Source organism: Spiribacter sp. SSL99 (assembly GCF_009805925.1).
Taxonomy (GTDB): Bacteria; Pseudomonadota; Gammaproteobacteria; order Nitrococcales; family Nitrococcaceae; genus Spiribacter; species Spiribacter roseus.
The window spans coordinates 35,393-55,756 of the sequence record NZ_MAOM01000011.1 but is presented as its reverse complement, the minus strand read 5'-3'; the positions used below and the strand labels follow the sequence as shown (position 1 = coordinate 55,756).

Sequence of the window (20,364 nt, the reverse complement as noted above, 5' to 3'; positions counted from 1 at the left end):
CCAATGGAACTGATCATCAACCCGGGCGACGGGGTGCATCTCTCGGATGCCCTCCGCGACCACGTCCAGCACAAGCTCGAGCCGGTTGAGCGCAAGCACGGCGAGCGCCTGACGCGCATCGAGGTGCACTTCAAGGACGACAACGCCGGCAAGGGCGGCGCCGATGATGTGCACTGCCTGCTCGAAGCCCACCCGCGCGGCCGCGACCCGCTGGTGGCCGAAGCCGTCGCCGAGGATGCCTACACCGCCGCCCACCAGGCCGCCGGCAAGCTGGACCGCAGTCTGGCGCACCACTTCGGCAAGGATGATCGCGTCCGGCGGCACTGAGTGATCCGCGTCATCACCGACTGGCTCGGGCTGATCGGCTCGGGCCTGATCCCCGTTCGCGACGGCGTGTTGCGCAACGGGCCGCGGCGCTGGGCGGTCACCCTGTTGCTGGGAGGAGGCCTGCCCTTCGCCCTCGCCTACTACGCCCTGGGCTTGGGCCTCGACGAAGTGCTCTTCCGACGCTACCGGCGCCAGCCCGTCCGGCGTCCGGTTTTCATTCTGGGGGTGCCACGCAGCGGCACCACGGCGCTGCATGAAGCGCTTGCCCACGATCCCCGGTTCACCACCCAGCAGACCTGGGAATGCCTGCTCGCCCCGGCCATCAGCCACCGCTACGCCTGGCACGGACTGGCACGCCTCGACCGACGTCTGGGGCGGCCGCTGCAACGCCTGGCCGGCGCCCTCAACCGCCGTTTTCTGGCGCCGCTCACCGATGCCCACCCCATCGCGGCCCGCGCGCCCGAGGAAGACTATCTCAGCCTGCTACCGTGGCTGTCGGCGTTCATCCTGGTGGTGGCGTTTCCCGACAGCCGCCGACTGTGGCGCCTGGGCCGCGGCGACGCCGCACTCACCGAGGCCGAAAAACGACGCCTGATGCGCCACTACCGGCGCAACATCCAGCGCCACCTGTTCTTTCATGGCGGCCAACGCACCTATCTGGCCAAGAACGCCAGCCACGCGACCCTGGTGGCGACGCTGCAGACCGCCTTCCCGGATGCACGTTTCATCGCCTGCCTGCGCGATCCCGCCGAGGTGGTCTCGTCGCAGCTCTCAAGCCTTGCCCCGGGGCTGGAGGCACTGCATGGGCGCATCCACCGCGGCGCCCTCGCCCGGCGCATGCTCCGGCAGCTGCATTTCGGCTATACCGAACTGCTCTCGGTGCTGCCCCGACGCGCCGCCGGTCGCGCCGTGCTGATCCCGCTGCCCGCCCAGCGCCAGGGCCTGGCCGCCACCCTGCGCGAGACCTATGCCGCCCTCGACCTGCCCCTGGACCCGGCCTTTGCCGGGCATCTCGAGACCCTCGATGCACGGGCACGCCAGCATCGCTCGGGGCACCGTCACGCCCTGGGCGACCATGACCTGGACGCCGACACCATCGCCGAGCGCTTCGCCGACATTCGTGCGGCCTTCGACTTTACCGCCACCCGACCGCTCAAGGCCGACGAGGCGACGCCGATGGATCCTCGTCCGCGGGTACTGGTGGTCTCGGACGCCGCGCCCCAGCGCAATGGCGTGGGCACCTACTACAGCGATCTCATCGAACATCTGCGCGACAGCGTCGGTGACATCGCCCTGATCGCCGCCGGCGACCCGGCGCATCCCCGCCGCCACTGGTTCGAGACCGGCCTGCCCGGCGATGCCACCCAGCGCATCGCGGTGCCGGCGCCACGCGCGTTCTGGCGCAGTCTCGAGGCCTGGCGGCCGGACACGCTGATCGTAGCCACCCCCGGGCCCTACGGCGTACTCGCCGCTCTGATGGCGCGACGCCTGGGCGCGCGGCTCATCTTTGGTCTGCACACCGACTACGAGGCGCTGGCCACCCTTTACTGGGGCCGACTGCGGGGCTGGCTGAACCGCGCGGTGATGGCGCGGGTCAACGCGGTGGTCTTCCGGCGCGCCGCGGTGGTGGTCAGCAACTCGGCGCACATGCACCAGCTGGCCCGCGACAAGGGCGCCCATCACGCGGTCCGCGTCCATACCCCGGTCCCCCGGGCGTTTCTCGACACACCCGTGGCAGCGCTCGAAACCCCGCCACGGCGGATACTGTTCGTCGGCCGGCTGGCGGCGGAAAAGCGCGTCGAATCGGTGATTGACGCCGCCGCGGCCCACCCGGGGTGCACGGTGCGCATCGCCGGCGACGGCCCGCAGCGCGGCACCGTCCAGGCGGCCGCCGCGCGGCTCGACAACCTCGAGTACCTGGGCTGGCTGGATCGTGGCGCCCTGCTCAGCGCACTCGACGCCAGCGACCTGCTGGTCCTGCCCTCACAGGTCGAGGCGTTCGGCACGGTCGCCCTCGAAGCCATGGCCCGCGGGCGGGTGACGCTGGTCTCGCCGGGCTGCGGGATTGCCGACTGGCCGGAGTTTGCGCCGGGTCTGCGGGTGATGGCCGCCGACGAGACGGTCGAACAGGCCCTGGAGCGGCTTTTCAGCGAACCCCCGGCGGCCCTTGCCGACTGTGCCGCGACGGCCCGGGCCCAGGCGGTCGCCATGACCCGGCGCTGTCTGGATGAATGGCAGGCGCTGATCCGGCCATGAGCCACCCAGCCGTCTGTCTGAGCATTCACGATGTCATGCCCGACACCCTGACCCCGGTGACGGCCCTGATCGACCGCTGCCGGCGCCATGGCTGGCCGCCCCCCACGCTGCTGGTGGTGCCCGGACGCGACTGGGACCGCGCCGGTATCAGCCAGCTGCAGCGCTGGCAGGCCGACGGCCACCCGCTGGCCGGCCACGGCTGGCGCCACGCCATCGATGGTTTCGGTGGGATTGGGCACCGTGTCCACAGCGCGCTCATCTCGCGCCGCGTGGCCGAGCACCTGAGCCTGGACGCCGAAGGCATCCTGGCGCTGATGCGGCGCTGTCACGCCTGGTTTGGCCAGCATGACCTGACCCCCGACGGGCTCTATGTGCCGCCGGCCTGGGCGCTCGGCGCCCTGCCGCTGCGACGCCTCGACGAGCAGCCGTTCAGCCTGGTGGAGACATTGCGGGGGATTCATTCACGCGCCGACGGGCGCTGGCGCTATCGGGCGCTGCTTGGCTACGAGGCGGGCAACCGCCTGCAGAAGGCGGCGCTGCAGGTGAGCAACGCCGTCAACCGACGCCGCGCGCCGGCGGCGGGGCTGCGCATCGGGCTGCATCCCCATGATGCGCAGCTGCCGCTGGCGGGCGCCATGGACCGGGATCTGGCGCGGTTCAGCCCGCGTCCGCCAGCAGACGGTTGACCTCGTCCCAGTTCACCACGTCCCAGAACGCCTCGACATAATCCGGGCGACGGTTCTGGTAGCGCAGGTAGTAGGCGTGCTCCCAGACATCAATGCCCAGCACCGGGTGGCCCGGCTGCTCGGCGACGTCCATCAGCGGGTTGTCCTGATTGGGCGTCGAGGTGACCTTGAGGCCCTCCGGCGTGTGGATCAGCCACGCCCAGCCCGAGCCGAACCGGCCCAGTGCGGCGTTGGTGAACGTCTCGCGGAAGGTCTCGAACGAGCCGAACGCCGCGTTGATGGCATCGGCCACCGCGCCATTGGGCGCGCCGCCCCCGTTGGGCGAGAGCATCTTCCAGAACAGCGAATGGTTGTAGTGCCCGCCGCCGTTATTGCGCACCGCCGTCGGCAGGGCCGAGACACCGGTCAGCAGCGACTCGAGCGGCTTATCGGCGTGCTCGGTCCCCTCCACCGCGGCGTTGAGTTTGGTGACGTAGGTGTTGTGATGCTTGGTGTGATGGATCTCCATGGTGCGCGCATCGATGGAGCGGTCCAGTGCATCATAGTCGTAGGGCAAATCCGGTAGCGTAAAGGCCATTTGGATCTCCTTTTGCGGTTTCAAGGACGGGGGCCGCTGCGGCCCGATCCCGAAATCGTACCCCCGCAGTCCCATTTTGGCCAGTATCGGGCTGGCCAAGTATCGGGCTGGCCAAGCCCCGCCCCCATCGGCAATACTCACGCTAAACTAACGGGAGTGATTGATGAGACTCAGCCTACTTGCATCCCTTGGCCTACTTGGGACTGTTATTGGGGGGTGTTCTGGCGTTGATATGGCCGGGACAAACCTCTCCGAGTTAACGGGAGACACCTCTGGAGTTGCCACGGCAGATGTCGTCCTATCAAAAACGCCACCTGACTTTGATGCACGTAGCACTGGGATGCACCGCGGGATCGCCTCGGCGCAATGCAACATCCAAAGCAGTCGACGGGCGGCTGAAAAGGAGGCGCGAACCGTTTTGATGCAGCGTGCCAAGAATAATGGTGCGGATTATATCTGGGTCGATGGCACTGGCGATATCAGTGAGAGAGGATTCTGCACGAACGGGTTTTACAGAATAATTGGGGAGGGGTTTGCCGAGTTCGAATCAAGAGGCTCCGAAAACACAGCCCCGGCCACCGATTCGCTGGCCGGCCGGCTTGAAGAGCTCGAGGCGCTGCGCGATCGGGGTCTGATCAATCAGAATGAATACGAACAGCTCCGTGAGCGGGTTCTCGACGAAGCCTACTGAAGGGTCCAGGGCACATGAGTGACAGCCTGCGCGATCAGCTGCTCAAGTCGGGTCTGGTCGACGAACAGTCGGTCAAGAAGACCCGCAGCAGCAAACGCAAAAAGCGCCGTCGCGGCGAAACCGATGCCGAACAGGCCGCCGCCAGCGACGCCGCCGCCCAGCGCGAGGCCGACCGTCGTGCCCGCGACCGCACCCTCAATGCCCGCCGCCAGGAAGAGCGGCGCCAGCACGAGGCCGAACAGGCGGCGCGGCAGAAGGTCCTCGACACGCAGATCCGCCACGACGGCGATGAGCGTTTTCAGTTCAGCCACAACGGGCGCATCCGCCCGATCCACGTCAGTGCCGCCCAGCGCCGCGATCTGGCGGCCGGACGGCTCGCCATCGCCCGCACCCGGGGGCGCTACCGGCTGATCCCGGCGGACATCGTCGAGTTCGTCCATGCCCGGGCGCCGTTTCTGATCGCCTGGACCGCCGAGCACAGTGGCGGCGACGATGAGGACGATGCCTACGCCGACTTCCCGGTCCCCGACGATATGATCTGGTAGCTCCACAGCAGAAAGGCGTAGCGGTAGGCGACCTCCTCGAGGTACTGGAAACGCCCGCCCGGCCCGCCGTGGCCGGCGCTCATGTGGGTGTGCAGCAGCACCGTCCCGGCGGGCCGGCCTTCGCTGCGCAGCCGGGCCACCCACTTGGCCGGCTCCCAGTAGGTCACCCGCGGATCCGACACCCCGGCGGTCACCAGCAGATCCGGGTAGGCCCGCGGCGCGATGTTGTCGTAGGGCGAATAGGCGGCGATATCGGCATAGGCGCGGGCACTGTCGATCGGGTTACCCCACTCCGGCCACTCCGGCGGTGTCAGCGGCAGGTCGGGATCGAGCATGGTATTGAGCACGTCGACGAACGGCACGTCCGCCACCGCCGCCTGGAACAGCTCGGGGCGCTGATTGAGCACCGCCCCCACCAGCATGCCGCCGGCACTCCCGCCATGGGCCGCGATCCGCCCGGTGCCGGTGTAGCCCGCCTCGATCAGTGCCTCGGCGCAGGCGATGTAATCGCTGAAGGTATTGGCCTTCTCGGACAGCCGCCCCTGGCGGTACCAGCGATAACCGCGCTCCTTGCCCCCGCGGACGTGGGCAATGGCATAGACGAAGCCGCGATCCACCAGTGACAGCCGATTGGGACTGAAGCCGGGCAGATCACTGATGCCATAGGCGCCATAGCCATAGAGCAGCAGCGGCGTGTCGGCATCGGGCTGCAGGTCGCGGCGGTGGAACAGCGAGATCGGCACCCGCTCGCCATCCGGTGCCGTCGCCATCAGCCGGCGTGACACATAGGCCGCCGGATCATGCCCCGAGGGCACCGCCTGGGTCTTGCGCAGCACGCGCTCGCCGCTGCGCATGTTGTAGTCGAACACCTGGGCGGGTCGAGCAAAGCCGCTCACCCCAAAGCGCAGCCAGTCCGTGCAGTACTCAAGCCCGCCCATCAGGCCCACTTCAACGCAGGGGTCGGGCTGATCCAGGACCTGCTCCGCGCCACTCGCGAGGGCCCGGATCACCAGCCGCGACTCGGCATCCTCCAACTCCTGGCGCACCAGCCAGTCGGCATAGACGCGCATGCCCTCGATCAGCCGCCCGGGGCGGTGCGTGACCAACGGCGTCCAGTCGCCGCGGCCGGTGCTGGTGATCGGCGCACGGGCGATCATGAAGTCCTCGGCGCCGTCGGCGTTGGTGTGAATCAGCCACTCATCGCCATGATCGCTCACCGAATACTCCACGCCGCGCTCGCGCGGGGCGATCAGCTGCGGCTCGGCGGCCGGGCGGTCGGCCGGCAGCCAGCGCACCTCCGAGGTGGTGTGATCGTGACTGTCGATGATCAGGAAGCGGCCGCTTTCAGTGCGCTCCACGCCCAGGAAAAAGCCGGCATCGGTCTCGGTGTAGACCGCCTCGTCGGCATCGGCCGGGGTGCCCAGCACATGCCGATACACCCAGCGCGGGCGATGCTCGTCGTCGATGACGGTGTAGAGAAACGTCTGCCCGTCACTGGCCCAGGCGATGTCGCCACGCGCCGGCTGGATGACCTCGGCCAGATCCCCGCCGGTCGCCAGATCCCGCACCCGCAGGCTGAACGACTCGGCGCCGGCGCGATCCTCGGCCCAGGCCAGGTAGCGGTGATCGGGACTGTGCGCGGCGCCGCCCAGCTGAAAGTAGTCGCTGCCCTCGGCCTCGGCGTCGCCGTCGAGCAGGATCTGCTCATCGCCGCCCTCCCGCGGACGGCGGCACAGCAGCACATGCTGACCGCCCTCGCGGTAGCGCGAATAGTAGGCCCATGGGCCATCGGGGGCCGGCACACTGGAATCATCCTCGCGGATGCGCCCGCGCAGCTCAGCGACCAGCTCGGTGCGGATCGCCTCAAGCGGCGCCATCACCGAGTCGGCGTAGGCGTTTTCCGCGCTCAGGTAATCCCGGATCGCGGGGTCAAGGCGCTCAGGCTCGACCATCGCCTCGCGCCAGTTCGGATCGCGCAGCCAGGCATAGGGATCCTCGCGGGTGATGCCGTGACGGGTGTCGGTCACCGGCTGGCGCGCAGCCACCGGCGCAGGGGTGCCAGGCGTCGTCGCCATCAGGTTTTCTCCTCTTTGAGGGCAAGCATGGCGTGCACCGCCACGGTCAATAGAATCACGGATCCGCCCACGGCGGTCAGCGACGGCACCGCCTCACCGAGCACCCACCACACCCAGATCGGCGCCAGCACGGTCTCGACCAGCAGCGCCAGACTGACCTCGGGCGAGGGCAGGTAACGGGTCGCCACGGCCAGCATCACGGTGGCAAGCGGCATCTGCACCACCCCCATCAGCGCGATCACCGCATAGCTCTCGGCACTCAGGGCCAGCGGGTTGGCGAAGGCGACGGCGGTGAGCGCGGCGAGCACGCCCGACAGGCAGATGAGCGGCAGCCGCGGCACCGCCGGAAACCGGCGCAGGATGGTCAGATGCGCACCCACCGTTACCGCCAGGGTCATGGCAAAGAAGTCCCCCAGACCGGTGCCGCCGCGCATGCCGCCGCCAAACACCACGATCACCCCGGCCATGGCCGCTGCGATGGCCACCCAGGTGCGCAATGGCACCCGCTCGCGCAGGAACAGCGCCGAGAATAGGGCGGCGAAAAACGGCGACGCCGCCAGGATGACCACCGTATTGGCCGCCGCCGTATAGGTCACCGACAGCACGAACAGCGTGGTGTTGCCCGAGAGCATGACCACGCTCAGGCCGATCAGCCAGCGGTCGCGCCGCCGCGGCGGCAGGTGCAGGCGCTGGCCACTGACCAGCATCCAGGCGGCCAGGGTCAGGGCGATGAGCAAGCCGCGCCAGAACACCACATCCCAGTGCGGCGCATCGGCCAAGCGCACCAGCAGGGCATCAAAACTGATCAGCAGCACGGCACCGCCGGCCAGCATCAGGCCGCGGGCATGATCACTCGCCTGCGCAAGCGATGCGCCGGGTGTGGGGACAGCCAAGGACTTACCTCCCGGGAGTTGTCGGACAGGGCGGAAAGGCTAGCGCCCCCATGCCGTAATGGCCAGCCACCGAGGTTTGTCCGGTGATTGGCGGGCGTTTACACTAGCGCTTTAATTCAATAGATCCAGAGGATTCCATGCAGATCGAAAAGAACGCGGTGGTTGCCATCGACTATACCCTGCGCGACACCGAGGGCGAGGTGCTCGACGCCTCCCCCGAAGGCCAGCCACTGCAGTACCTGCATGGCGCCGGCAACATCATCCCCGGGCTCGAGAACGCCCTTGAGGGCAAGACCGCCGGTGAGGATGTCGACGTGAGCATTCCGCCGGAAGAGGCCTATGGCGAGCGTGATGACCGCCTCCAGCAGGACGTGCCCAAGAGCATGTTCGAGGGCGTCGACAACGTCGAGGCCGGGATGCGCTTTCAGGCCCAGACCCAGTCCGGCACCCAGGTGGTGACCGTGGCCGCGGTCAGCGGCGACAACGTCACGGTGGATGCCAACCATCCCCTCGCCGGCCAGACGCTCAACTTCAAGGTCAAGGTCTCGGACGTGCGCGAAGCCTCGGCCGAAGAGCTCGAGCACGGCCACGTCCACGACGGCGACCACGACGGCGAAGCGGCGGAATAACCCAGGGCCACCCCATGATCGAAATCGAGCGGATCTCCCGGGCATTCGGTGGCCTGCAGGCAGTGCGGTCGGTTTCGTTCACGGTCGCCGAGGGCAGTGTCACGGGGCTGATCGGCCCCAATGGCGCCGGCAAATCGACGCTTTTCAGCATCATTGCCGGCGCCCTGGCACCGGACAGTGGCGTCGTGCGCCTGCGCGGCGAAGACATCACCGGCCTGCCCACCCATCAGCTCTTCCATCAAGGGCTGGTGCGCACCTTCCAGATCCCCCATGAATTCTCGCGCATGACGGTGCGCGAGAATCTGATGGTGGTGCCGGCCCACCAGCGGGGCGAAAACCTCATCCACAGCTGGCTGCGCTGGCCGCGGGTCATCGAGGAGGACCGCGCCATCCTGCGCCAGGCCGACGAGGTGCTCGACTTTCTTGAGATCGGTCACCTGCGTAACGAGCTGGCCGGCAATCTCTCGGGGGGACAGAAAAAACTCCTCGATCTGGGCCGCACCATGATGACCGACGCCAAGGCGGTGCTACTCGACGAGCCGGGTGCCGGGGTCAACCGGACGCTGCTCGGCAAGCTTGCTGACGCCATCGAGCGGCTCAACCGCGAGCGTGGCTACACCTTCTGCGTTATCGAGCATGACATGGACCTGATCGCGCGGCTCTGCGACCCGGTGATGGTGATGGCCAACGGCGAGCTGATCGCCGAGGGCGACATGGCGACGCTGCGCCGTAATCCCCAGGTCCGCGAGGCGTATCTCGGCACCGGCGTCAGCGGCAACGCCGGCGGGGTCGCGTCATGAGCCTGCTGAGTGCCGAGGCGCTATACGCCGGCTACGGCGGTGTCGACATCCTGCGCGACCTGCACCTGCGGGTGGAGGCCGACGAAATCGTCGTCATCATCGGACCCAACGGTGCCGGCAAGTCCACCGCCATGAAGGCGATGTTCGGGCTGGTGCCCATCCGCAGCGGTCAGGTGCGCTATCGCGGCGAGGCCATCACCAACCGCCCCGCCGAGCGCATGGTCAGCCGCGGCATCGCCTACGTCCCCCAGGAGGCCAACGTGTTCCCGTCCCTGAGCGTGGTGGAAAACCTCGAGCTGGGCGCCTATGTGCTGCGCGGCCCCAACGGCCCGCGTATGGAGCGGGTCTTTGAGATCTTCCCCCGGCTCAAGGAGCGCCGCCACCAGCAGGCGGGGGTCATGTCCGGTGGCGAGCGCCAGATGGTTGCCATGGGCCGGGCGCTGATGGTCGAGCCGACGCTGCTGATGCTCGATGAACCCACCGCCGGGCTGTCACCGCGGCTGATCGACGAGACGTTCGAGCGCATCCGGGGCATCAACCAGCTGGGCATCGGCGTGCTCATGGTCGAGCAGAACGCCCGTCAGGCCCTGGCGGCTGCCGATCGCGGCTATGTGTTGGCCACCGGCGAGAACCGCTACGAGGACACCGGCCCCGCCCTGCTCGCCAACACCGAAGTCGCCGAAATGTTTCTGGGTGGATAGGCGCACATGATCGAGATCATCCAGCTGCTCATCAACGGCATCCTGCTCGGCAGCATTCTGGCACTGGGCGCGGTGGGGGCCACCATGATCTTCGGCGTGCTGCGCTTCGCGCATTTCGCCCACGGCGATTTCATGGCGATTGGCGCGTACTTCGCACTCACCGTGGTGACGGTGTTCAACCTGCCGGTGCTGGCGGCACTGCCCGTGGCGATGCTGCTGACCGGTGGGCTGGCGATCCTCATCGACCAGGTGGTCTATCGCCGCATCCGCCGGGTGCAGCCGGTGATCCTGCTGATCGCCTCGTTCGCCACCGCGCTGGTCCTGCGGTCCTTCATCCAGATGGTCTGGGGCGGCAGTAACCAGGTCTACGAGGCGGGCATCCAGCTGCCGCTGCGATTCGGTCCGCTCACCGTCAAGCCCGATCACCTGCTGATCTTCGCCGCGGCGGCGGGACTGGTGCTGATCGTACACCTGTTCCTCAGCCGCACCCGTATGGGTAAGGCCATGCGGGCGATGAGCGACAACATGGACCTGGCCCTGGTGACCGGTATCCCCGCCAACCGGGTGATCATGTGGACCTGGGGCATCGGCGGCGCGCTAGCCGCCGCGGCGGGCGTGTTCCTGGGCATGGACACGCGCCTGCATCCGGTCATGGGCTGGACACTGCTGCTGCCGATCTTTGCCGCCACCATCCTTGGCGGGATCGGCCGACCGTACGGGGCGATTCTGGGCGGCCTGGTGATCGGTTGTGCGATGGAGCTCTCGACACTGGTCATTCCCGGGGCCTATAAGCCGGCGGTGGCGTTCGCCATCATGGTGGCCACGCTGGTCTTCCGGCCCCAGGGCATTATTAAGGGGAATGCCTGATGGACATTGCGGGACTGAGCGCCTACGCGGTGTTTTTTCTGAGCCTGGTCGGCATCTACGCGATCATGGCGCTGGGCCTGAACATGCAGTGGGGCATGACCGGGCAGTTCAACATCGGCATCGCCGGCTTCTTTGCCGTGGGCGCCTATACCACGGCCATCCTGACCACCGCCCCGGCCGAGGGCCGCGTCGGTGGCTTTGATCTGCCGTTTGGGGTGGGACTGGTCGGGTCGGTGATCGCCTGTATCCCGGTGGCGTGGCTGGTGGCCCGCATCACCGCACGGCTGCGTACGGATTATCTGGCCATCGCCACCATCGGCATCGCCGAGATCATCCGCCTGTTCTTCGTCAACGAGGGTTGGCTGAGCAACGGCACACGCGGTATCCCTGGCATCGAGAAACCCTTCGGTCTGGGCAACAACGGATACCTGTTGATCATCGCCGCGTTCGTCGCGGTCACCTGGCTGCTGGTGGAAATCGCCCGGCGCTCGCCCTGGGGCCGGGTCCTGCGGGCCATCCGCGATAATGAACCGGCCACGGCCGCCGCGGGCAAGGACATCGCGCGATTCCGGCGGCAGGCATTCGTCACCGGTTCCTGCCTGATGGCGCTCGGCGGCGGGCTGTATGCCCACTTCGTCGGCTTCGTCAGCCCCGAGGCCTTCCGGCCGCTCTACGGCACCTTCCTCGTCTGGGTGATGCTCATCGCCGGCGGCAGTGGCAACAACCTGGGCGCCATGCTGGGGGCGCTGGTGGTGTGGCTGATCTGGTCGTCCACCGAGATGATCGCCGGGCTGGTGCCCACTGCGCTGATCGGCAGCGAAAGCGCCTTCCGCGTGTTCCTGATCGGCATCCTGCTGCAGATCATCTTGGTCAGCCGGCCGCAGGGTCTGCTGCCGGAGAAGCGCCCGCCGATGCCCGGCGAGAAACGCTGACGGCCATCACCCTATAACTCAGGGTTGTAAGCTGAGTCCGAATCCGTCTGCTCGATCCATTGTGGCTGAGCGACTGTCCGACTATCTTCCGGTTCTAACGAGACACTTTTCATAGTTCAAAAGTGCATATTGAACCGTCGACAATCGGAGCATTCATCGCCATGACCCAGACGACCAGATCCCTGATCACCGCGCTCGCGCTGGCCATTGCCGTTACGGCACCGGCCTCGGCGCAGACCCGCGAGCTGCTGAACTCCTCCTACGACATCGCCCGGGAGCTGTTCGCCGACTACAACACCCTGTTCAAGGCCCACTGGAAGGAGCAGACCGGCGAGACCGTCACCATCCGCCAGTCCCATGCCGGCTCGTCCAAGCAGGCCCGTGCGATCCTGCAGGGGCTCAAGGCGGATGTTGTGACCTACAACCAGGTCACCGACGTCAACATCCTCGCCGAGCGCGGCCGTCTGATCCCGACGGACTGGGCTGACCGGCTACCCAACAACAGCTCGCCTTACTACTCGACCATGGCCTTTCTGGTCCGCGAGGGTAACCCGAAGGATATCGACAACTGGGATGATCTGGTGCGCGAGGATGTTGACCTGATCATGCCCAACCCCAAGACCTCCGGGAACGCGCGCTACACCTTCCTCGCCGCCATGGGCTACGCCCAACAGCGCTTCGGCGACGATCCCGAGCGCATCGATGCCTTCCTGAGCGATCTGCTCGAGCGGGTGCAGGTATTCGACTCGGGCGGGCGTGGCTCAACCACCACGTTTGTCGAGCGTGGCCTGGGTGATGTGCTGCTTACCTTCGAGTCCGAGGTCAACAACATCGCCACTCTGCATCCCGACCAGCGCTTCGAGGTCGTAGTGCCCGAGGTCAGTTTCCGTGCCGAATTCCCCGTCACGATGATCGATGCGAACGTTGAAGCCAACGGCACTGAGGATCTGGCGCGGGCCTATCTCGAGCACCTCTACTCCACCGAGGCGCAGCGTCTGCTGGCCGGCTTCAATTACCGGGTCCACGACGATACCGTCCAGGCGGAAAACGCAGACCGGTTCCCTAACGTCGAACTGCTGAGCGTCGAGGAAATTGCGGGCAGCTGGGACAACGCGATGGAGATCTTTGCAAGCGGAGGCAGACTCGATCAGCTCCAGCGTCGCTAAGCGCGTCCTGCCGGGGTTTGGTCTGAGCCTCGGCGTCTCGCTGTTTTTTCTCGGCCTTGTCGTCCTCCTGCCCATCACCGGTCTGTTCATCCGAGCAGCCGGGATGGGCTGGGAGGCGTTCTGGTTCGTGATCAGCGACCCGCGGGTGGTGGCCGCCTTCCGGGTCACCGTCCTGACCGCGCTGGCAGCATCACTATTCAACTGCGTGTTCGGGGTCCTGATGGCCTGGGTACTGGTACGCTATTCATTTCCGGGGCGACGTCTGCTGGATGCCCTCATGGATCTGCCCTTCGCCCTGCCCACGGCGGTGGCCGGCATCACTCTGGCAGCGCTGTTCGCCGAGAACGGCTGGTACGGTCAGGCCCTGGCTCGGGTGGGCATCGAAGTGGCCTACACCCCGCTTGGCATCATAGTGGCCATGGCATTCACCAGTGTGCCGTTCGTCGTGCGGACTGTGCAGCCGGTACTCGAAGATCTGCCCGGTGAGGACGAGGAAGCGGCCATGAGCCTGGGCGCCTCGGACCTGACGGTGTTTCGGCGCATCCTGCTGCCCAGTCTGTGGCCGGCGATCGTCACCGGCGGTGGGCTGTCTTTCGCGCGTAGCCTGGGCGAGTACGGAGCGGTGATCTTCATCGCTGGCAACTCGCCGTATATCAGCGAGGTGATCAGCCTGATGATTCTTGTGAGACTCGAGGAATACGACTTCCCGGCAGCCAGTGCCATTGCGGCGGTGGTCCTGACCGCTTCGCTGGTACTGCTGCTGGTGATCAACATCTGGCAGGAGCGCAGTGTGAAGCGCCTGCGCGGGGGCTAGCCGATGCCGGCACGCATCGCTCGTCGGGTGGGAGACGGCGCCGCCGTGCGGCGAATACTGATCGGGCTCGCCACGCTGATCAGTGGGCTTTTCCTGTTCATGCCGCTGGTGGTGATTGTGACCGAGGCCTTCGCCAAGGGCTTGAGCGGGTACACCGGCACGCTGCTCGATCCCTACACCCTGGACGCCATCGGTCTGACACTGTTCGTCGCGCTGCTGACCGTGCCGCTCAATATGGTCTTCGGGGTGTTTCTGGCCTGGCTGGTCACCCGCTTCCGGTTTCCCGGGCGTCGGTTGCTGACCGCGTTGATCGACATCCCCTTTGCAGTCTCGCCCATCGTCGCCGGCCTGTTGTATCTGCTGCTCTACGGGCGCAACGGCGGGATCGGCGCATGGCTTGGCAGTCAGGACATCCAGCTGATGTTTGCCTGGCCCGGCATCGTGATGGTCACGATTTTCGTGACCTGCCCGTTCGTCGCCCGCGAGCTGATCCCGGTCATGCAGCAGCAGGGCAGCGACGAGGAAGAAGCCGGCGTCGTGCTGGGTGCCTCGGGCTGGCAACTGTTTTGGCGGGTGACCCTGCCCAATATCCGCTGGGCGCTGCTCTATGGGGTGATCCTGACCAACGCCCGGGCGGTGGGTGAGTTCGGTGCCGTCTCGGTGGTCTCGGGCAGCATCCGGGGGCAGACCAATACCCTGCCGTTGCAGGTGGAACTGCTCTATCAGGATGCCAACGTCGCCGGCGCCTTTGCCGCCGCCTCGTTGCTGGCCGCGATTGCGCTGGTCACGCTGGTCGCCAAATCCATCGTCGAGTGGCGGCAGGACCGTCCATGAGGATCATTGGATGAGTATCGAGATTGATGCGATAGAAAAGTCCTTCCGCGGCGTGAACGCCCTGGGCCGGATCGATCTGGAACTCCCGGCGGGACAGCTCACCGCCCTGCTTGGCCCGTCCGGGTCAGGCAAGACCACGCTGCTGCGCATCCTCGCCGGGCTCGAAGCCCCCGATCGGGGCCGCGTCCGGCTGGCTGGTCGCGATGTCACTGATGTGCCGGTGCGGGACCGGCGGGTGGGCTTCGTCTTTCAGCATTATGCGCTGTTCCGGCACATGAGTGTGGCCGAGAATGTCGCGTTTGGGCTCAGCGTACGGCCCCGCCGGACGCGCCCTGATTCGACACGCATTCGGCAGCGGGTGAATGAGTTGCTCGACATGGTGCAGCTCGGCCACCTCGCGGATCGCCATCCCGCCCAGCTATCAGGCGGCCAGAAACAGCGTATTGCTCTGGCCCGGGCGCTGGCGGTGGAACCTGACATTCTATTGCTCGATGAGCCGTTCGGTGCCCTTGATGCGCGGGTGCGTAAAGAGCTTCGCCGGTGGCTGCGGAATCTGCACGATCAATTGCATTTCACCAGCGTGTTCGTTACCCACGACCAGGAAGAGGCGCTGGAGCTGTCCGATCAGGTGGTGGTCATGAACCAGGGCCGTGTCGAGCAGATCGATGCCCCGCAGCGCCTGTACCAGCATCCGGCGAGTCGTTTCGTGTTCGACTTCCTGGGTCGCGTCAACGTGCTGTCAGGGTCGGTGCATGACAATGCCCTGACCCAGGGTGTGGCGTTCGTCCGACTGCCCGCTGCGTATGCCGGGGAGTCAGCGCAGCTCTACGTGCGCCCGCATGCCCTGCGACTGGTCGATCAGCCCACCGCCGATGCCTATCTGCCCCTGCGGGTCGAGGCGGTCAATCTGATCGGTGCGGAGGTACGTATCGAACTCCGCCCCGATGGCTGGGAAAGTGAGGATCTCTGGGAAGTGGGCATCTCGCACTCGGCATTCGATGCCCGCAGACCGCAGCGCGGTGAACGGTATTTTGCGATTCCCGAGCACGGCCACCTGTTCAGCGATTACGTCCAGGCGCCCCAGCCAATCGTCTGGCCCCGCACCGACCCGGCGGCCGGTGCGGGTTGAGGGCTCTTTTACATCGAGGGCTCGAACACCCGGACGGTCACATACTCGCCGTCCTCGATCTCCCAATGGGCGAAGGTGCCCGCCACATCGCCATTGTCGTCGTAGTTGACGCTGCCGGAAGCCCCCTCGTAGTTGACCGCCTGGCCATTGCCGAGCAGCTCGGCGGCCTCGGCGAAGTCACCCGGGCCCACCGGCTCGCCGTCCGGATCGTTCACCGCCCGCAGATGATCGCGGATGGCCACCGGATCGGTGCTGTCGGCCGCCACCGCGGCCAGGGCGATGGTGTAGACGGCATCATAAGCGGTGTCGATGTAGGGCACCGGCGGCAGCTCGCCAAAGCTGGCCTCGTAGGCCTCGGTGAAGTGCTGCGCGGCGTCCGTGTCATCGCGGGCCTGTGGCACGGTCCCGGCACTGCCGTTCAGGTACTGCGCGCCCAGGTTCTCCACGATCTGCGGCGACTTCATGCCATCGGTGAACAGGAAGTCGCGGAAATGACCGCCCTCGAGCGCCTGGCGCAGGATGGTCTGACCGTTTTCGGGATAGCCGATCAGCAGCAGCGGTGACTCGCCATCCGAGACCTGACTCAGCTCGCCGCGATAAGAAGCGAGGCCCGGTTCATAGGCGGAAGTGCCCACGACCTCTCCGCCGGCGGCCTCGAACGAGTCGGTGAAGGCATCGGCCAGGCCTTCGCCATAGTCATTGTTGATGTACATGATGGCGACGCTGTCCATGCCCTCATCGCCGGCCACTTCGGCCAGCGCCGTGCCCTGGAAGGCGTCCGAGGGCGTGGTGCGGAACAGGAAGTCGTTGTCATCGAGATCGGTCATCACCGGCGAGGTCGAGGCCCCGGAGATCTGCGGCACGCCTTCCACCGCCGAGACACTGCTGGCCACCGGAATGGTGACACCGCTCGACAGGGCACCGACGATCGCCGAAACCCCCTGCACCGAGACCAGCCGCTGGGCGGCATCGACGCCCGACTGCGGTTCGGTCTGGGTGTCGGCGATCTCGATGGTCATGGGCTCGCCCAGCACACCGCCCGCGGCGTTGATCTCTTCGGCGGCCAGGTTGATGCCGTTGCGCGAACTCTCGCCATAGGCCTGGAGATCGCCGGTCAGCGGCAACAGCGCCCCGACCTTGAGTTCGGCCTGGGCGCCGCCGGCGGCGACGGCCAGGGACAGGGCGCCCAGCGCCCCTGCTAGCTTGCCATTGATGCTCATGTCACAGACTCCGCTGAATGGTTGCAGAATGGTTACGACGTCGAGAATACGCAGGCCCGGCCGTCGAGGCAAAGTGGCACCCGATCAGGCCGTCTGATCGGCATCCGCGCCGTCCCGCGCGGCCTCCAGGGCTTCCTCGGCGGCCATCCACTCGGCCTCGGCCCGCGTCTTCTCGGCCTGTTCGCGACGCTGCTCGTCCAGCAGGGACTGGAGTCTCGCCTCGGCTCCCTCGGCGTAGAGCGCCGGGTCGGCGAGTTGGGCGTCAATGGCTTCCAGCCGTGCATCCACCGCCTCGAAGGCGGTCTCGGCGGCGCGCACGCGCTTTTCCAGCGGCCGCAGACGGGCCTCGTCGCGGGCCGGCTTTGCCGGGGCGGCGGCTGGCGCAGCGGTCGGAGCGCGGGCGGCACGGCGGCTGTCCCGCTCCTGCTGCGCCAGCCAGCGCCGATAATCGTTGAGATCGCCCTTGAAGTCGCGCACCGTGCCGTCCGCCACCAGCCAGTAGTCCGCCACGGTGCTCTCGAGCAGGCTGCGATCATGGGAGACCACCACCACCGCCCCTTCGAAGGCCTGCAGCGCCACATTGAGGGCATGGCGCATTTCCAGATCCAGATGGTTGGTGGGCTCGTCGAGCAGCAACAGATTGGGCGCCTGCCAGACCAGCATGGCCAGCACCAGCCGGGCCTTTTCGCCGCCCGAGAAAGGCGCCACCGGGTCAAGCGCCTGATCGCCGCGGAAGTCGAAACCGCCCAGAAAACTCCGCAGCTTCTGCGGATCGGCATTGGGTGAGAGTCGCTGGAGATGGACCACCGGGCTTGCCTCGGCATCCAGCTGCTCGAGCTGATGCTGGGCGAAATACCCCACCGCCAGATTGCGGGCCCGCTGAATGCGGCCGCCCAGCGGTTCCAGATCACCCGCCAGCGCGCGGATCAGGGTCGACTTGCCGGCGCCATTGCGGCCCAGCAGGCCGATGCGATCACCCGGCGCCAGGGTCTGGCGCAGGCCACTGAGAATCGGCGCGCCAGCGTATCCGAGGCTCAGATCCTCGAACCCGATCAGCGGATTACCGGCATCCGGAGCGGGCGGAAACTGAAAGTGGAAGGGTGAGTCGACATGCGCCGGGGCCACGGTTTCCATGCGCTCCAGCGCCTTGATGCGGCTCTGCGCGGCGCGTGCCTTGGTGGCCTTGGCCCGAAACCGGTCGATGAACTGCTCCATGTGCGCGATCTCGCGCTGCTGGCGCTCGTAGAGGGCCTGCTGCTGGGCGAGGCGCTCGGCGCGCTGACGCTCGAAGGCGCTGTAGCCCCCGGTGTACTGGTGCAGGCGGCGATGCTCGATCTGGACGATCCCCTCGGCCACGGCGTCCAGAAAGTCCCGGTCATGGGCGATCAGGATCAGTGTGCCGGTATAGCTCTGCAGCCACTGCTCGAGCCAGATCACGGTCTCGAGGTCGAGGTGGTTGGTGGGCTCGTCGAGCAGCAGCAGATCCGACGGCGCCATCAACGCCCGGGCCAGGTTGAGGCGCACCCGCCAGCCGCCGGAGAACTCGCTCACCGGCCGCTCCTGGACCGCCGGATCAAACCCCAGGCCGTGCAGCAGCATGCCCGCCCGGGCGCGGGCGTCATAACCCTCGGCGGCGCCGAAGTCGGCATGGGCATAGGCGATGCGCTCGCCATCGCCACTGGCCTCGGCGGCCTCGACCTCGGCCTCGGCGGCGCGCAGGGCCGAGTCACCATCCAGCACGTACTCGATGGCGGGCCGCGGCACGCCCGGGGTCTCCTGCGCCATCCAGGCCATCCGCCAGTCATTGGGGATGGACACCTCGCCGGCGTCCACTGACAGTTCGCCACGCAGCAGCGCGAACAGGGTCGACTTGCCGGTGCCGTTGGCCCCGACCAGCCCCAGTTTGCGGCCGGCGTGCACGGTCAGGCGGGCGTCCTCGAGCAAGGGGTCGGGCCCGAGTCGAAGGGTGATGTCGCGCAGCTGAATCATTCCGGGCGCCCTCCGCAGCGCCAGCATTCGGCGAACTGCCCCTCGATGACTTCGCCGCAGTCGGGGCATTGCCAGTCTTCACCCACGGGCGCGTCCGGCGGTCCGATCACTTCATCGATCAGACGCCGGGCGACGGCCTCGTCCTCGGCGGGCACCCAGACCTCCGGCCATGCCTCCAGCGGCGGCACCTCGCCCGCCGCCCCGGTCAGAAACCGGTTGCGCACAAAGCAGTGAATACCGCGCTCGCTGAGGATTGTTTCGATGTGGCCGGCGATCAGCGGGTCGGCGACGACGTAGACGCGCTTGAGATTGCCCGCTTCCTTTTCCATTGCGAGAGGCTAACATAGGGGCATGGATCGACTGGACTCATTGGCCGACCGAATCGATGCCCTGCTCGACCGGCTCGAGCCGCTGCTGCCCGCGCGGACCGCGGCCATCGACTGGTCCGATCAGGTCGCGGCGCGCTGGGTGGAGGGCCCGCGCGGCGGCGGGTTCGAGCCGGTGGCCCACCGTCACCCCATCCGCCTCGATGCGCTGCAGCATATCGAGCGTGCCCGCGACGCCGCCGAGCGCAACACCCGGCAGTTCCTCGCCGGGCTGCCGGCCAACAATGTCCTGCTCTCCGGCGCCCGGGGGACGGGCAAGTCGTCACTCATCAAGGCGCTGCTCAATGAGTACGCCGCGCAGGGCCTGCGTCTGGTCGAGGTGCAGCCCGCCGACCTGATCGCCCTGCCGCGGATCATCGCCGCCCTCGACGGCCGGCCCGAGCGCTTCATCCTGTTCTGCGACGATCTCTCATTCGAGGCCGACGATCCCAGCTACAAGGCGCTCAAGGCGGCGCTCGACGGTTCGGTGGCGGCACCGCCCGACAATCTGGTCATCTACGCCACCTCAAACCGGCGTCACCTGCTGCCCGAATACTTCTCCGAGAATGAACAGGCGCGGCCGGTGGACGGCGAGATCCATCCCGGCGAGGCCGTGGAAGAAAAGATTTCCCTGTCCGAGCGTTTCGGTCTGTGGCTGTCATTCCAGCCCTTTGACCAGAACCGCTATCTGGATATCTGCGCGCTGTGGGTCGGGCGCCTGCACCCGGCGCCGGCCCCCGAGCCCGAGGCCTGGCGGGCCGATGCGCTGCGCTTTGCGCGGGCCCGCGGCTCGCGCAGTGGTCGGGTGGCCTGGCAGTTCGCCCGCGACTGGGTGGGCGCCCGCGGGCTTGCGCCACCCGGCGGTTAG

The 20,364-nt window shown here is 67.2% G+C and carries 21 protein-coding genes; 15 read left to right on the top strand and 6 right to left on the bottom strand.

The features are described 5' to 3' along the window. The first annotated feature begins 3 nt into the window (after positions 1 to 3). Genes BA899_RS02100 through BA899_RS02090 form a run of 3 tightly spaced genes read left to right on the top strand, consistent with a single transcriptional unit; the run spans position 4 to position 3,269 of the window. Positions 4 to 327, top strand: coding sequence for an HPF/RaiA family ribosome-associated protein (locus BA899_RS02100; protein WP_110882544.1), 324 nt, complete (start codon positions 4 to 6; stop codon positions 325 to 327). Further along, positions 328 to 2,583, top strand: a complete 2,256-nt coding sequence (locus tag BA899_RS02095; protein WP_159299579.1) for a sulfotransferase — start codon at positions 328 to 330, stop codon at positions 2,581 to 2,583. After that, positions 2,580 to 3,269 carry a DUF2334 domain-containing protein gene (locus BA899_RS02090; RefSeq protein ID WP_159299578.1) on the top strand — a complete coding sequence of 230 codons (690 nt, stop codon included), beginning with the start codon at positions 2,580 to 2,582 and terminating at the stop codon, positions 3,267 to 3,269. Before BA899_RS02095 ends, BA899_RS02090 begins: the two co-directional genes overlap by 4 nt. Here the strand turns inward: BA899_RS02090 and BA899_RS02085 are convergent. Continuing rightward, positions 3,241 to 3,846: a superoxide dismutase gene (locus tag BA899_RS02085; protein WP_148121694.1), complete on the bottom strand. Its 606-nt coding sequence runs from the start codon at positions 3,844 to 3,846 to the stop codon at positions 3,241 to 3,243. The two genes, BA899_RS02090 and BA899_RS02085, sit on opposite strands and share 29 nt — an antisense overlap. 232 nt (positions 3,847 to 4,078) lie before the next feature. On the opposite strand from BA899_RS02085, the gene BA899_RS02080 reads away from it, so the two are divergent. Together BA899_RS02080 and BA899_RS02075 are read left to right on the top strand one after the other, a co-directional pair. Continuing rightward, on the top strand, positions 4,079 to 4,537 hold the full coding sequence (locus BA899_RS02080) for an SHOCT domain-containing protein (RefSeq protein WP_159299577.1): 459 nt from the start codon (positions 4,079 to 4,081) through the stop codon (positions 4,535 to 4,537). 14 nt (positions 4,538 to 4,551) lie between these two features. Beyond that, complete coding sequence (locus tag BA899_RS02075) at positions 4,552 to 5,082, top strand: DUF2058 family protein (RefSeq protein ID WP_148121693.1); 531 nt, start codon at positions 4,552 to 4,554, stop codon at positions 5,080 to 5,082. On the opposite strand, the gene BA899_RS02070 is transcribed toward BA899_RS02075, so the two are convergent. Both BA899_RS02070 and BA899_RS02065 read right to left on the bottom strand, forming a co-directional pair. Further along, positions 5,043 to 7,157: a S9 family peptidase gene (locus BA899_RS02070; protein WP_159299576.1), complete on the bottom strand. Its 2,115-nt coding sequence runs from the start codon at positions 7,155 to 7,157 to the stop codon at positions 5,043 to 5,045. The two genes, BA899_RS02075 and BA899_RS02070, sit on opposite strands and share 40 nt — an antisense overlap. Next, the gene (locus BA899_RS02065) at positions 7,157 to 8,050 is read right to left on the bottom strand and encodes a DMT family transporter (RefSeq protein ID WP_235013280.1); all 894 of its coding nucleotides are present in this window, start codon (positions 8,048 to 8,050) and stop codon (positions 7,157 to 7,159) included. The genes BA899_RS02070 and BA899_RS02065 overlap by 1 nt, the downstream gene beginning before the upstream one ends. A gap of 137 nt (positions 8,051 to 8,187) precedes the next feature. Here BA899_RS02065 and BA899_RS02060 point away from each other — a divergent pair, with 137 nt between their 5' ends. The 9 genes from BA899_RS02060 (at position 8,188) to BA899_RS02020 (ending at position 15,922) form a co-directional block, all read left to right on the top strand. Next, positions 8,188 to 8,679, top strand: a complete 492-nt coding sequence (locus BA899_RS02060) for a peptidylprolyl isomerase (protein WP_110882536.1) — start codon at positions 8,188 to 8,190, stop codon at positions 8,677 to 8,679. A gap of 14 nt (positions 8,680 to 8,693) precedes the next feature. Beyond that, the gene (locus BA899_RS02055; protein ID WP_159299575.1) at positions 8,694 to 9,479 is read left to right on the top strand and encodes an ABC transporter ATP-binding protein; all 786 of its coding nucleotides are present in this window, start codon (positions 8,694 to 8,696) and stop codon (positions 9,477 to 9,479) included. Next, entirely contained in the window at positions 9,476 to 10,180 is a 705-nt protein-coding gene (locus tag BA899_RS02050; protein ID WP_144347828.1) for an ABC transporter ATP-binding protein, read from the top strand. The genes BA899_RS02055 and BA899_RS02050 overlap by 4 nt, the downstream gene beginning before the upstream one ends. A gap of 6 nt (positions 10,181 to 10,186) precedes the next feature. Continuing rightward, positions 10,187 to 11,047: a branched-chain amino acid ABC transporter permease gene (locus BA899_RS02045; protein ID WP_110882533.1), complete on the top strand. Its 861-nt coding sequence runs from the start codon at positions 10,187 to 10,189 to the stop codon at positions 11,045 to 11,047. Beyond that, positions 11,047 to 11,979 carry a branched-chain amino acid ABC transporter permease gene (locus BA899_RS02040; protein ID WP_110882532.1) on the top strand — a complete coding sequence of 311 codons (933 nt, stop codon included), beginning with the start codon at positions 11,047 to 11,049 and terminating at the stop codon, positions 11,977 to 11,979. The genes BA899_RS02045 and BA899_RS02040 overlap by 1 nt, the downstream gene beginning before the upstream one ends. A 161-nt stretch (positions 11,980 to 12,140) precedes the next feature. Further along, positions 12,141 to 13,145, top strand: a complete 1,005-nt coding sequence (gene cysP, locus BA899_RS02035; protein ID WP_148121690.1) for a thiosulfate ABC transporter substrate-binding protein CysP — start codon at positions 12,141 to 12,143, stop codon at positions 13,143 to 13,145. Then, positions 13,105 to 13,959, top strand: coding sequence for a sulfate ABC transporter permease subunit CysT (cysT, locus tag BA899_RS02030; RefSeq protein ID WP_148121689.1), 855 nt, complete (start codon positions 13,105 to 13,107; stop codon positions 13,957 to 13,959). Before cysP ends, cysT begins: the two co-directional genes overlap by 41 nt. Positions 13,960 to 13,962: 3 nt before the next feature. Next, complete coding sequence (gene cysW, locus BA899_RS02025) at positions 13,963 to 14,793, top strand: sulfate ABC transporter permease subunit CysW (protein WP_144347831.1); 831 nt, start codon at positions 13,963 to 13,965, stop codon at positions 14,791 to 14,793. A gap of 10 nt (positions 14,794 to 14,803) precedes the next feature. After that, positions 14,804 to 15,922, top strand: a complete 1,119-nt coding sequence (locus BA899_RS02020) for a sulfate/molybdate ABC transporter ATP-binding protein (protein WP_148121688.1) — start codon at positions 14,804 to 14,806, stop codon at positions 15,920 to 15,922. An 8-nt stretch (positions 15,923 to 15,930) separates the two neighbouring features. Here the strand turns inward: BA899_RS02020 and BA899_RS02015 are convergent, their stop codons facing one another. From BA899_RS02015 to BA899_RS02005, 3 genes are all read right to left on the bottom strand, one after another. Beyond that, positions 15,931 to 17,142, bottom strand: a complete 1,212-nt coding sequence (locus BA899_RS02015) for an ABC transporter substrate-binding protein (protein ID WP_148121687.1) — start codon at positions 17,140 to 17,142, stop codon at positions 15,931 to 15,933. A gap of 84 nt (positions 17,143 to 17,226) precedes the next feature. Then, positions 17,227 to 19,131 carry an ABC-F family ATP-binding cassette domain-containing protein gene (locus tag BA899_RS02010; RefSeq protein WP_144347834.1) on the bottom strand — a complete coding sequence of 635 codons (1,905 nt, stop codon included), beginning with the start codon at positions 19,129 to 19,131 and terminating at the stop codon, positions 17,227 to 17,229. Further along, entirely contained in the window at positions 19,128 to 19,460 is a 333-nt protein-coding gene (locus BA899_RS02005; protein ID WP_148121686.1) for a DUF2007 domain-containing protein, read from the bottom strand. The genes BA899_RS02010 and BA899_RS02005 overlap by 4 nt, the downstream gene beginning before the upstream one ends. Positions 19,461 to 19,482: 22 nt before the next feature. Between BA899_RS02005 and BA899_RS02000 the strand changes: the two genes are divergently transcribed. Then, complete coding sequence (locus tag BA899_RS02000; protein ID WP_148121685.1) at positions 19,483 to 20,364, top strand: ATP-binding protein; 882 nt, start codon at positions 19,483 to 19,485, stop codon at positions 20,362 to 20,364.

Bases quoted from the DNA above. Each gene is read 5' to 3' on its own strand.
- BA899_RS02100 (WP_110882544.1), top strand. From the start codon at position 4: ATGGAACTGATCATCAACCCGGGCGACGGGGTGCATCTCTCGGATGCC.
- BA899_RS02090 (WP_159299578.1), top strand. From the start codon at position 2,580: ATGAGCCACCCAGCCGTCTGTCTGAGCATTCACGATGTCATGCCCGAC.
- BA899_RS02085 (WP_148121694.1), bottom strand. From the start codon at position 3,846: ATGGCCTTTACGCTACCGGATTTGCCCTACGACTATGATGCACTGGAC.
- BA899_RS02080 (WP_159299577.1), top strand. From the start codon at position 4,079: ATGGCCGGGACAAACCTCTCCGAGTTAACGGGAGACACCTCTGGAGTT.
- BA899_RS02075 (WP_148121693.1), top strand. From the start codon at position 4,552: ATGAGTGACAGCCTGCGCGATCAGCTGCTCAAGTCGGGTCTGGTCGAC.
- BA899_RS02070 (WP_159299576.1), bottom strand. From the start codon at position 7,157: ATGGCGACGACGCCTGGCACCCCTGCGCCGGTGGCTGCGCGCCAGCCG.
- BA899_RS02060 (WP_110882536.1), top strand. From the start codon at position 8,188: ATGCAGATCGAAAAGAACGCGGTGGTTGCCATCGACTATACCCTGCGC.
- BA899_RS02055 (WP_159299575.1), top strand. From the start codon at position 8,694: ATGATCGAAATCGAGCGGATCTCCCGGGCATTCGGTGGCCTGCAGGCA.
- BA899_RS02050 (WP_144347828.1), top strand. From the start codon at position 9,476: ATGAGCCTGCTGAGTGCCGAGGCGCTATACGCCGGCTACGGCGGTGTC.
- BA899_RS02045 (WP_110882533.1), top strand. From the start codon at position 10,187: ATGATCGAGATCATCCAGCTGCTCATCAACGGCATCCTGCTCGGCAGC.
- BA899_RS02040 (WP_110882532.1), top strand. From the start codon at position 11,047: ATGGACATTGCGGGACTGAGCGCCTACGCGGTGTTTTTTCTGAGCCTG.
- cysP (WP_148121690.1), top strand. From the start codon at position 12,141: ATGACCCAGACGACCAGATCCCTGATCACCGCGCTCGCGCTGGCCATT.
- cysW (WP_144347831.1), top strand. From the start codon at position 13,963: ATGCCGGCACGCATCGCTCGTCGGGTGGGAGACGGCGCCGCCGTGCGG.
- BA899_RS02020 (WP_148121688.1), top strand. From the start codon at position 14,804: ATGAGTATCGAGATTGATGCGATAGAAAAGTCCTTCCGCGGCGTGAAC.
- BA899_RS02015 (WP_148121687.1), bottom strand. From the start codon at position 17,142: ATGAGCATCAATGGCAAGCTAGCAGGGGCGCTGGGCGCCCTGTCCCTG.
- BA899_RS02010 (WP_144347834.1), bottom strand. From the start codon at position 19,131: ATGATTCAGCTGCGCGACATCACCCTTCGACTCGGGCCCGACCCCTTG.
- BA899_RS02005 (WP_148121686.1), bottom strand. From the start codon at position 19,460: ATGGAAAAGGAAGCGGGCAATCTCAAGCGCGTCTACGTCGTCGCCGAC.
- BA899_RS02000 (WP_148121685.1), top strand. From the start codon at position 19,483: ATGGATCGACTGGACTCATTGGCCGACCGAATCGATGCCCTGCTCGAC.